This is a genomic window from Syntrophaceticus schinkii (genome assembly GCF_000946815.1).
Taxonomy (GTDB): domain Bacteria; phylum Bacillota; class DSM-12270; order Thermacetogeniales; family Thermacetogeniaceae; genus Syntrophaceticus; species Syntrophaceticus schinkii.
Genome location: NZ_CDRZ01000300.1, coordinates 1 through 10,081, shown reverse-complemented (window position 1 = coordinate 10,081; position 10,081 = coordinate 1). Strand labels below are relative to the sequence as shown.

The window sequence follows — 10,081 nt, the reverse complement described above, 5'->3', positions numbered from 1 at the left end:
ACGGAGTATGAAAAAGCTGGAACCTATTGCTGCATCTGCTTTCATTTGTTATACTTACTGCAGCCCCTCTTTTCTTGCTTGGTAGTGCAACAGGTACCTTGAACTATCAGATGTCGACGGTGGCATGGCTGGCCTGTGTTGCCACAGGAATTTTCACATCTGTTGCACTATTCACCTTTATGGCAGGTATGAAGCTGGTGGGTTCCACAACTGCTTCTGTATTATGCACAGCTGAACCGGTGACTGCTGTGGTTTTTTCCGCACTTCTGCTGTCACAGAAAATGACAACCCTTCAGCTGCTGGGTGGCCTGGTGATTCTTATTGGAGCTGTTTTAGTAGTGACATCTAAAAGACAGCCCGATGCAGATGATGTGCAACATCTGTCGAAAGTGACAGATATAAGCCCAAAATATTAGTTGTCAGTGCTATTACACAGGGTAAATGAATTTTTGTTATCATAAATCTCTGTTAAAATAGTCATAAATAGCAATTAACTATAACATAGCACCGAACATCAGAAGAGGACTGCCTGCTTTAGATAGTCCTTTTCCAACGACTAACCACTGTCCAGCTGATATTCATTTCTTATCGACACAATTCTCTTCTTTCATTCATTAATATCTATTTACCATGGCAGAAAAAAGACTCATAATGTCCGGGGAACTGATATCGAAACATCGCATTCCTGTTTTTTTGGCATGGTTTTTGCGTCTATTAAGAGAGGAAGATAACATAGATAGTCAGGGAGTATACCCTTGTTTCCATGGCAGCACTATTTTAGAGGATGAAAAACATAAACGAAATTAGGGAATGTTGTAGGTAAAAAGGGACCGTCCCTGTCAACTATCGTCATCTCGTTAAGTCTAAAATAAAAAAACAAGTCATAAACAACTTATTTATTAAGGGCACCAGCAATTTCAGTAAGAAAGGAAGATGATCATGAAGCTAGGTCATGTCTTGCAGAAAGCGGAGCGTGGCGAACCTCTTTCCTCTCATGAATTGCAATTTCTTCTCGAATTGAGCAAACCGGATGAGTTGAACCAGGTTTTTGAACTGGCCTGCAGATTGAGAGACAGGTATTTTCAAAACAAGGTTTTCTTGTATGGTTTTATCTACTTCTCTACATGGTGTCGTAATGACTGCACCTTCTGCTATTACAGAAAATCCAATATGCATCCCAATAGATACCGCAAATCAGAGGTAGAAGTACTTGAGGCAGCTAAAAGAGTGGCAGATTCAGGGGTGCATTTAATTGACTTGACTCTAGGGGAGGACCCCTTTTACTACAAACGGCATGGTTTTGGTTCTCTAGTCAAATTGGTTAACAAGGTTAAAATGAATACCGGTCTTCCGGTGATGGTATCCCCGGGGGTTGTGCCTGAGCAGGTCTTAAGTGATCTTTATATTGCTGGTGCTGATTGGTTTGCCTGTTACCAGGAGACTCACAATAGAGAGTTATTTAGCCGGCTTCGGCTGAATCAGAGCTATGATGCCCGCTTTTCAAGCAAGAAAAATGCCATGCGGAGCGGATTGTTGGTGGAGGATGGAATACTGACAGGTGTAGGGGAGACATTGTCTGACCTTGCATTTTCTCTAGAGTCTATGTTTAGACTGGGAGCTCACCAGGTGAGGGTGATGAGCTTTGTGCCGCAAAAGGGAACACCCATGGATCATTGGACAACTCCCCCGCGGGTTAGGGAACTGTTGGTTATTGCGCTGCTGCGCATCCTGATGCCGGATCGTTTGATCCCCGCATCCTTAGATGTGGATGGTGTTGAGGGGCTGCAGGCAAGGATTAATGCCGGGGCTAATGTGATCACATCACTTATTCCCCCACAACTTGGACTGGCTGGGGTTGCCCAGAGCACCAAGGATATTAACGAAGGATACCGCACAGTACAGGGAATTATTCCTGTCTTAAACCAAATGGGCATGAGGGCTGCTTCTCTTGAAGAGTACAGTTGCTGGATTTTAAATGAAAAAGAGAAATTACAGAGGCCGCGTTCCAGGGAAGTGAGCGTTTCATAATGCGTGTAGTTGTGGCCGGGGGGAAGCTGCAGGGGGTAGAGGCTGCCTATTTGGCCCGTCAAGCGGGGTGGAGTGTTCTTCTTATTGATAAGAACGGATCTCCCCTGGCAAGGGGCTTATGTGACCAGTTCTGCCGGCTGGATATACTCCTGGATTCCGATAAGTTAGTAGGAGTGCTTAGAGGTGCTGACTTTGTCATACCAGCTATTGAAGATGAGGCAGTATTGGAGTGTTTGGAAGAGGTTGCGCAAAGGGCAGGGGTGCCCATAGCCTGTGACCTTTTCTCCTATGCCATTACATCATCGAAGAAAAGATCGGACAGGCTGTTTGCGGAAAAGGGGATGCCGGCACCTCGCTACTGGCCTGATTGCCAATTTCCTGTCATTGCCAAGCCTTCTGGTATGAGTGGCAGTAAGGGAATCAAAAAGATCTCCGATGAGAGGGAGTTGGCGTTATTTTTTGAAGAGGTAGGCTCCAAGCGGAACAATTACCTGATTCAGGAATTTATAGAAGGGGACTCCTATTCTATTGAAGTTGTGGGCAGCCCAGGGAATTATGTACCTCTACAAGTCACTGACCTGGAGTTTGACCCCGGATACGACTGTAAAAGGGTGAACGCTCCCACAAAACTGACACTAAAGCAGGAAAGGCAGTTTCGAGATCTGGGCGTGCGCATTGCAGAACTGCTGCCGTTGACCGGGATCATGGATGTTGAGGTAATCAATGACCATGGAATTCTAAAGGTGCTGGAAATAGATGCCCGTTTGCCCAGCCAGACACCGACAACGGTATATAAGTCAACAGGTATCAACATGCTGGTGATGCTTTACGATCTCTTTACGAGAGGGCAGGTGGAGATGGATCCGGATCTAACCAGTCCGAGGGGAGTCGTCTATGAGCATGTTAAGGTTACTCCAGGAAAAATTGAAACACTGGGTGAGCATATTATCTCACAGGCCGGCTGTTTAAACTATAAACAGGATTTCTTCGGAGCGGACGAGGCTCTGACCGATTATGTGTCCGGCAGCACCTCATGGACAGCAACACTGATCATCACCGGAAAAAACCGCACGAATCCCAGGCCAGTACGGGAAAAACGCATGCCAGGTGGATAGAAAACATCCGCAGCAGGTGACAGTCTGACGGTTCTCTTGTCACCTTTTAGAGTCAGCCAAAGCATTACTGCATCTTCTGGTGGTACCATTGCTTAGGTGACAGTGGATGCGCGGGGGACAGTCCCCGGTGCACGCGTATCGGATACGCAGGGGATTGTTCTGGTGCTCTTGCATCTAATGCACCGGGAACCGTCCCCAGTGCACGATAGGGTTGAGCAGTGGATCCGGGGGATGGGAGCCTGTGTAAAAAATGCCAGCTTTTATCCGACTTCCGACCTCCGGCATCTGACATCCATATTCCATAGGGGGTTTGTTATGAGTAAGCCCAAGAAAAGATACTATCGCAAACGCGTCGACTTTTTTCGGCTCTTGTCCAAGATTAAACTGTGGCCTTCACGAACCGGCGTCCTGCATGGGATCAAGACAATTGAGAGGAAGGGCGCTTACGCGGAAATCACCACACACTGTGGGCATAAATTTGTGGTGAGCACTTCCAAGAACAGCCGTGCTGCCCGCTGGCTTCGCAACAAGTGGGCCTTTCATGCCTGTAGAGCCTGTCGGGTACCTGACTGGAAGCTGGAGAAATACTCAAAGACGTTTTTTGCACAGCACTACGGTTCCCGGCTAGAAGAAGAAAAACAACCTGTGAGATGAACATAACTGCTCAAGGAGCTCATCCAATGCTATTTGCTGAATAAGGAAGCCGAATCAGGCGGTGAGACAGGGCCATGAACCTGCATCCAATGCTTTTTGCTGGATGAAGAAGAGCAGTAACCACAAACTAATAATGCAAACAAGGAAAATAACAGGAAGTGTCGAAATAAGATCAGCATGTCGAAAAGCATATAAATATGTCGAAGCTGGCTTAGCTTTTTAATGTGGCTGGATATTCCTGGCCATTTAACTGGGGGATGAAGTGATGAGTGTTACCTGGACTGCCACCCAAAAACAGCGCCTCAGCGAATTAGATGCTGATGAGGCCTTACATGATCAGGTTTTTGCGGATACGGCGGAGCGAGAAGAGCATTTCAAACAGCTGGAACGGAAACTGGCGGCGAAAAATAAGGAGGAACTGCTGGCCTTAAAAAACGACAGTTTACGGCCGCTGCTCTGTCAGTTAGAGAGCAGATTGGTGGATCGGTTGACCAAGGAAGGCTTTGTCCAGGTGGTAACCCCTATCCTTCTATCAAGAGGGATGCTCAACAAGATGACAATTACCCCGGAACATCCTTTGGTAAAACAGGTCTTCTGGGTTGATAAGGATAAGTGTTTGCGCCCGATGCTGGCTCCCAATTTGTATCATTTATTAAGAGACTTACGGCGGCTGTGGGGGAAACCGGTAAGAATTTTTGAGGTTGGTCCCTGTTTTCGCAAGGAATCACAGGGAGCTTATCATTTAAACGAGTTTACTATGTTGAATCTTGTGGAGCTGGGTGATCTGGAGGGCCAGCAGGAGGAGAGATTAAGAGAGCTTGCTAATATAGCAATGGATGCAGCGGGGATTAAAAACTACAGATTAGAAAAAGATGAATGCCATGTTTATGGCAACACCATTGATGTAATATCCGGTGATCTAGAACTCGGCTCAGGTGCCTATGGGCCCCACAAACTGGATCCCCCGTGGGGAATTGTTGACCCATGGGTGGGAATCGGCTTTGGGCTTGAGCGGCTGGTTGTCACTGTAAAAGGCCATAAAAACATTCGCCGTGCGGGACGCAGTCTATCCTATCTGGATGGAGCGCGCTTGAACATTTAATCGAAAGAGGTAATTACCCGATGACTCGTCTGCTCAAGGAAGATGTAGAGGAAATCCACAGGGAATTGGATCTATATGATTCCGAGTTGATAGAGAAAACAGGTTTATCTTTGAGACAGATGGCCTGTATGGCCGCGGGTATTCCCGAAAAGACTGTCATAGAAAGGGCATTGACATGCAAAGCGGCTGTTATCCCTATAACTGTCGGAGAGGGTATTATCCCATCTTTCACTACCGCTGTTCAGAGTATTATACAGCATCTCGGTTTTCAAGCAGTGGTAACCGATGAAACAGATGTGGCAGGGATAGCAGAAGCAATATCCCACGGTGCAAATCTCTTGTTTATGGCTGATGATTTGAAGTTTATCGCTTTGAATGTTCAAACAGGTGTAGCAGTAGATAATGGTGAAGCAACAGGGAGAGGATTTACAGCAGCACTGGATGGTATTGCCCAGGGTCTTGAAGAAAAGAGTGTACTGGTTCTCGGTGCAGGCCCTGTGGGGCTCAGTGCCATCGCCTTTCTCAAGAAACTTGGAGCGAAAACCGCTGTTTTCGATATAGATGACACCAAAGTTAAAAGATTAAAGGATGCCGGTATCAAGATAGAATCAGATTTAGATAAGGCATTGGCCTCATACCGCTATATCATTGACGCAACTCCCCAGGGGGGATTCATCGAGTTAGATGATGTACATCCTGATACCAAAATAGCCTGCCCTGGTATGCCCCTGGGGTTGACACCTACAGCCTATCCCTCTCTACAAGATGGGCTGATTCATGACCCACTGCAAATAGGTGTAGCAACAATGTTAGCAATGGCCTTACTACAGCTTTCGCGGTAACTTCGCGGGGGGTGGATCGGCAGGATCACATAGACTCTAAATCTATGCAGCCGGGTTGGACTCCCGGACTCCCCGCCAAAAAAATATTCATTGCGCAACTATATTTACTGGAATTCACAGTAATCCCATAATAATCAATACAAAAAAGATGCAGTTCTATAATTCTTGCCGATATCATGCAGGTCACCTTTGACCGTTCCGATGACAACCACGCCGGGTGCCTTTATTTCCTCCCGAGAACCGATATGCTTAATTTTCCTGCGTATGTTGTAGAGGATGCGATCCGCAGTGCACCAGTACTGTTCTATAAGCAGGGAGAAACCCAAAAACGACATTGTTGTGGACGGGAAAAGAGTAGGTTTTTATAAACTTTTGTGAGGGAAGAGTAAGTATAGAGAAACCATAAAAGCAGATGTGGGTAAAGCAGCATTAGTGTGCGATGCTCTTGATCAAATAGATGTTAATGAAAGAGCGGTTTCAGCCAGGAATGTGAACAAATTCGGGAAATTATCGAAGAAGCCGAAAAGGAGTATAGGATCAAGAAATAGTGATTTATAGCCTGGATTCCCGCCGATTAATAACGAGGAACCAGCTAAAGTCCAATAAAATCAAGGATTTAAAGCCTCAGCTGTCTTAAAAAACCATCGTTATGATAAAATTACCTAACGATGTCACTTTCCAATATTTATGCGGGTCTATACCCTCCTCGTTACGTGTTCCCGGGAATCTAGGTTATAGGGTAGTTGGCCTTAAAGTCAATTCTCCGATAAAATCAAATTAATAAAATAAGGGGTTGAACCCAAGAAAGAAATGGGTATTTTGTGTGGCGACAGAGGTTGCAATCAGCTCTTTAATAAATGGATGGGGTGTTGACACCGGATTAGCACATGGGAGGAAAACAAGATGAAACTGGCTCTAAAAGGTGGAATATTGATTGATGGTACAGGAAAAGATCCAATTGAAAAATCCTTGGTTTTGATTGATGGACAAAAGATAGCATATGCAGGACCTGACAAAGAGATCGCCCCTGAATATGAAGTTAAAGACATCAGCGGCAATGTAGTTATGCCCGGTCTTATTGACACCCATCTTCACTTTTGTGGCAATCTCAGCGCTGATGATACTGACTGGGTATTGGAACCGCTCTATCAAAAAGCAGTATGTTCAGTAGCTCAAGCCAGAGAGGCACTGGAACATGGTCTGACTTCTGTCGGTGAAATATCCCGCTTCGGTATTGACCTCAGGAACATGATCGAGCAGGGTGTTATACCGGGTCCGAGAGTTATAACTACAGGTCTTGGATTCTGCCGTACTGCAGGTCATGGTGATTCCCACAAACTTCCTCTTGAGTATAATGACGCTTCCCATCCCTGGGCCGAACGTGTTGACGGACCCTGGGATCTGCGTAAAGCCATCCGCAGGCGTATTCGTGAGAATCCCGATGCCATCAAGATTTGGGCAACAGGTGGTGGAATATGGAGGCTGGAACGCAAGGCTGACCAGCATTACTGCTTCGAAGAAATCAAGGCGGTTGTGGATGAGGCGTCAATGGTAGGTCTGCCTGTTTGGGCACACTGTGAGGGGTACAGTGGTACACTGGATTCAGCAAGGGCCGGAGTCAGCTGTATCATCCACGGCCAAGAGCTGAACGAAGAAACACTCGATATCATGAAGGAGAAGGACATTACCTTCTGCCCGACGATGCAGTTTTTCTATGAGTGGTACAGCGAATATGAACCACCATACAGACCGGTTCTTGATAGTTACCCCGGAGAGACCACTGCTGAAAAAGAACTTAATCGCACAATTGCCAACTTTCAGGCAGCAGTAGAGAAAGGCATACGTATTGTGGTTGGTTCAGATTCTTTTTGCAGCACACTGACACCATATGGTAAATATGCCATCACTGAGGCAAAAACACTTGTCACATCTGGTCTGACTCCGATGCAGATGATAGCGGCTGCCACGAAAAACGGAGCCGGGATGCTGAAGATCGATGACATCACAGGAACTGTAGAAGCAGGCAAGTTTGCCGACCTTCTCATTCTAAGCAAGAATCCACTGGAAGATGTTGAAAACCTTGATGTTGATAATATGCTGGTAATCATGAAAGAGGGGAATGTTGTTAAGGGAGAGGAATTTTTAAGGCAGTAAAATTAATTTTCAATAAGCCCCCTAATAAGCCCCCTATGGTATAGCAGTGTTTCTGGCAAAGAGAGTGGTATGGCAAAGTGCAGTTGACTGATATACAGATGAAAACAAAAATGAAAAGGAGCATGTCATAGATGAGTCAGGAAGCTAATTAAATAAGCCCAGAGGCTATGGACTGGATAAAATTAATAATATAACGCAGTTTCTGCAGGACTGACGCATGAGTCACAACCATGGCGCTGTATGAGGTGTTTGAGCGAAAGGGCCAGAGTTTTTATCGCATAAATTGCCAACTTTGGTTCTTAGCAGAGCAGGCATATGGTTATTTTTGATGCGTCGGCACTGTAGTTTCTGTTGTGTGATTGTCCTTTTATCTATATAGTTATATAGAGAATTTGATGGGATGATGACATGCTTCTTTTTGCACACACAGGGATTACATTAGGAACAGCAAAGGTGATGGCAAGAGCAGCCGGCTGGCGGGAAAAGGGGCTGCCGGCGCTGCTTGATTATCGCCTGGTGCTGATTGGGTCGATGCTGCCGGACCTGATCGACAAACCGCTGGGGGGAATGATCTTGCCGCTGAGGAATGGGCGGATTTACTCCCATACCCTGGTGTTTTTATTGTTAATGCTGGGGATAGGCCTTGTGGTTTGGTTTTGGAAAAGGAATTCAGGGGGGCTTGTCCTGGCAGGAGGAACTGCCCTGCACCACATCCTTGATTTTATGTGGCAGGCACCGGAGACTTACCTGTGGCCTCTGTACGGCTGGGGATTTCCAACAGGTGATCCAGGTGATTGGTTGAGCCTGTGGATTTCTAAGCTTACTGATCCACAAGTGCTGATCCCCGAGATCATCGGCCTGCTGGTTTTGGTTGTCTTTGCATTCGAGCTGCTGCAGCAACTCAAACTCAATAAAGGTTCGTCTCACTAACAGGAGAGGCTTGCTTTATCAGCGGTATCTTTATACCAACGACCAACCACTACTAACTACCAATTATCCAGACTGGTTTTATTGCTTTATTCATATTCAGTGAAAGGCTCATCTGCTTGTCTACTTACGAGCAACAGGACAATCATTTTTCTAACGACTAACGACTAACGACTAACGACTAACCACTAACCACTAACCACTAACTGGCCAGGCTTGTTTTATTGCTTAAAAAAGTAGGGGGCATGGGATTTGTTTGCGGTCAACTTTGTTGATGCTAGGATATTTTTTTCCGACCTCCGACTTCCGGCCTCTGACATCCATTTCCGCCAGGCTTGCTTTATTGCAATGGTGACTGTTACCATCCAGTATATAGCACGTTACCAGGTAATGGTGGCACCCAGGTAATGGTGATTGTAACCATCTACACATGACCGTATATCCTGGATTCCCGCCGATTCATAACGGACTGTAATGGTGCCTGTCACCATCTTCAGTTAAGTATGTTTGCAGGAATTTGTTAATCTGTAGCGAATTTTGTATACATTTACATCTAACAGCAAGGGTGGTAATGGTGCGCGAGTAAAGGCACCTGTCACCATCCGGTATATACAGGTTTCCCAGTAATGGTGCCTGTCACCATCTACCCATGATCTGTATATACAGGTTACCAGGTAAGGGTGACTGTCGCCAGCTATCCGTGAAAGCGTGATAGAAGGACTGTCCCCCTGTCATGCAGAGAGATGAGAAGCGAGGATGAGACGCGAGAACCGTCCCCGCGTCTCTGAACCCGCGTCTCTGAAATGGAGTTGTTTGTTTTGCAAGAAAAGCAACAGAGCAGATTTAGCCCCAATTTTTATTTGGGGAGTCTATTCATAACACTGATCGGGACACTGCTCTTTTTGGTGAATGCCAGGGGTTTAAGTGAGATTCAGGGGCTCTTGGTGATCAGTATGTTACTGATGACTGCTCCGCTATTATTTTATATTTTTTATGAAAAGTGTTCGCTGAGCAGGGGACAGTCTTTGTCACTGTTGTTAATCCCTCTCTTTGCTTTGCAGTATATCTTTTATCTTCAAGCCGGCGCACCTGTAGGCTTTACAGATCCCCACCACCATATTTTCATCTGCTGGAACCTGTTTACCGATGGGGGAAAGATCTTGTTTGAGAATGTTCAGCAGATCTCGTCTGGAATTTTGTGGGTTTGTTGATTGTGTTCGTTTCGCCTTGCCTTCGTCCCTGGCTAGTCATTTATGATA

The 10,081-nt window shown here is 46.0% G+C and carries 11 protein-coding genes; 10 read left to right on the top strand and 1 reads right to left on the bottom strand.

Annotated features, from left to right (window positions below; genetic code table 11):
• The first annotated feature begins 26 nt into the window (after positions 1-26).
• The 6 genes from SSCH_RS15845 (at position 27) to pylD (ending at position 5,741) form a co-directional block, all read left to right on the top strand.
• Positions 27-416 (top strand): DMT family transporter, encoded by a 390-nt coding sequence (locus tag SSCH_RS15845; RefSeq protein ID WP_052835759.1) that lies wholly within the window; start codon positions 27-29, stop codon positions 414-416.
• A 523-nt stretch (positions 417-939) separates the two neighbouring features.
• Positions 940-2,028, top strand: coding sequence for a methylornithine synthase PylB (pylB, locus tag SSCH_RS15840; RefSeq protein WP_232294539.1), 1,089 nt, complete (start codon positions 940-942; stop codon positions 2,026-2,028).
• On the top strand, positions 2,028-3,143 hold the full coding sequence (gene pylC, locus SSCH_RS15835) for a 3-methylornithine--L-lysine ligase PylC (protein ID WP_044666331.1): 1,116 nt from the start codon (positions 2,028-2,030) through the stop codon (positions 3,141-3,143). The genes pylB and pylC overlap by 1 nt, the downstream gene beginning before the upstream one ends.
• Positions 3,144-3,458: 315 nt before the next feature.
• On the top strand, positions 3,459-3,797 hold the full coding sequence (gene pylSn, locus SSCH_RS15830; protein WP_044666333.1) for a pyrrolysine--tRNA(Pyl) ligase small subunit: 339 nt from the start codon (positions 3,459-3,461) through the stop codon (positions 3,795-3,797).
• A gap of 265 nt (positions 3,798-4,062) precedes the next feature.
• Positions 4,063-4,899 carry a pyrrolysine--tRNA(Pyl) ligase large subunit gene (gene pylSc / locus SSCH_RS15825; protein WP_044666330.1) on the top strand — a complete coding sequence of 279 codons (837 nt, stop codon included), beginning with the start codon at positions 4,063-4,065 and terminating at the stop codon, positions 4,897-4,899.
• 20 nt (positions 4,900-4,919) lie between these two features.
• Positions 4,920-5,741 (top strand): 3-methylornithyl-N6-L-lysine dehydrogenase PylD, encoded by an 822-nt coding sequence (pylD, locus tag SSCH_RS15820; RefSeq protein WP_044666329.1) that lies wholly within the window; start codon positions 4,920-4,922, stop codon positions 5,739-5,741.
• Between the two features lie 134 nt (positions 5,742-5,875).
• Here the strand turns inward: pylD and SSCH_RS19680 are convergent, their stop codons facing one another.
• Positions 5,876-6,076, bottom strand: coding sequence for a hypothetical protein (locus tag SSCH_RS19680; protein WP_044666328.1), 201 nt, complete (start codon positions 6,074-6,076; stop codon positions 5,876-5,878).
• 568 nt (positions 6,077-6,644) lie between these two features.
• Between SSCH_RS19680 and SSCH_RS15810 the strand changes: the two genes are divergently transcribed.
• From SSCH_RS15810 to SSCH_RS15800, 4 genes are all read left to right on the top strand, one after another.
• Positions 6,645-7,895: a metal-dependent hydrolase family protein gene (locus tag SSCH_RS15810; protein ID WP_044666327.1), complete on the top strand. Its 1,251-nt coding sequence runs from the start codon at positions 6,645-6,647 to the stop codon at positions 7,893-7,895.
• A gap of 408 nt (positions 7,896-8,303) precedes the next feature.
• Complete coding sequence (locus tag SSCH_RS15805) at positions 8,304-8,825, top strand: metal-dependent hydrolase (RefSeq protein ID WP_044666326.1); 522 nt, start codon at positions 8,304-8,306, stop codon at positions 8,823-8,825.
• Positions 8,826-9,074: 249 nt separating this feature from the next.
• Positions 9,075-9,230 carry a hypothetical protein gene (locus tag SSCH_RS18550; protein ID WP_156972373.1) on the top strand — a complete coding sequence of 52 codons (156 nt, stop codon included), beginning with the start codon at positions 9,075-9,077 and terminating at the stop codon, positions 9,228-9,230.
• 410 nt (positions 9,231-9,640) lie between these two features.
• A complete protein-coding gene (locus tag SSCH_RS15800; protein WP_044666325.1) occupies positions 9,641-10,033 on the top strand; it encodes a hypothetical protein in 393 nt (130 codons plus the stop codon).
• The last annotated feature ends 48 nt before the right edge of the window (positions 10,034-10,081 follow it).

Coding starts and splice junctions, on each gene's coding strand:
- pylB (WP_232294539.1), top strand. CDS start 940: ATGAAGCTAGGTCATGTCTTGCAGAAAGCGGAGCGTGGCGAACCTCTT.
- pylC (WP_044666331.1), top strand. CDS start 2,028: ATGCGTGTAGTTGTGGCCGGGGGGAAGCTGCAGGGGGTAGAGGCTGCC.
- pylSn (WP_044666333.1), top strand. CDS start 3,459: ATGAGTAAGCCCAAGAAAAGATACTATCGCAAACGCGTCGACTTTTTT.
- pylSc (WP_044666330.1), top strand. CDS start 4,063: ATGAGTGTTACCTGGACTGCCACCCAAAAACAGCGCCTCAGCGAATTA.
- pylD (WP_044666329.1), top strand. CDS start 4,920: ATGACTCGTCTGCTCAAGGAAGATGTAGAGGAAATCCACAGGGAATTG.
- SSCH_RS19680 (WP_044666328.1), bottom strand. CDS start 6,076: ATGTCGTTTTTGGGTTTCTCCCTGCTTATAGAACAGTACTGGTGCACT.
- SSCH_RS15810 (WP_044666327.1), top strand. CDS start 6,645: ATGAAACTGGCTCTAAAAGGTGGAATATTGATTGATGGTACAGGAAAA.
- SSCH_RS15805 (WP_044666326.1), top strand. CDS start 8,304: ATGCTTCTTTTTGCACACACAGGGATTACATTAGGAACAGCAAAGGTG.